Source organism: Marinobacter sp. UBA2498 (assembly GCF_002341575.1).
In the GTDB taxonomy this organism is placed as follows: domain Bacteria; phylum Pseudomonadota; class Gammaproteobacteria; order Pseudomonadales; family Oleiphilaceae; genus Marinobacter; species Marinobacter manganoxydans.
This window is the reverse complement of the sequence record NZ_DDOI01000068.1, coordinates 14,267-14,740: the sequence shown is the minus strand read 5'-3', so window position 1 is coordinate 14,740 and position 474 is coordinate 14,267. Positions and strand designations below refer to the sequence as shown.

1 protein-coding gene is annotated in these 474 nt (G+C 59.3%); it reads left to right on the top strand.

Translation table 11 applies throughout. The annotated features are described in order from the left end of the window. Positions 1 to 132: 132 nt before the first annotated feature. A partial coding sequence (locus B2W52_RS09690) for a nucleoside/nucleotide kinase family protein (RefSeq protein ID WP_476738524.1) occupies positions 133 to 474 on the top strand: 342 nt, incomplete at its 3' end.

Below are 474 nucleotides of genomic sequence, written 5' to 3'. Positions count from 1 at the left end.
ATTGCCTCCCAGGTTGAATCCCGGGACGTTCTGGACATGCTCCGACAGCTGGGTGTGGACTACGCTCAGGGCTTCGTGGTTGAAAAACCCCGTCTGCTCGACAGCCTAACCTGATTCCGGCAACCTGCCTCTATGTCAAAACGTCATCCCATCATCGCGGTTACCGGTTCGTCCGGAGCGGGCACCACGACCACCGGCCAGATTTTCAGCCGGATGTTTGCCAGTGAGGGGCTGAACGCCGCAATGGTCAGCGGTGACAGTTTCCATCGCTACAACCGTGAACAGATGGCCAGGCTTGCGGCCAAGGGCCAGTTCGGTGAGCGCAACCACTTTGCGCTGGCCGCCAATCACATCGACAAGCTGGAAGCACTGTTCTACGACTACGGCCACACCGGCAACGGTCGGTATCGTCAATACGTTCACGATGAGGATCGCAGGCTGGTTGAAGCCGGGCACAAGCCCGGCACCTTCACG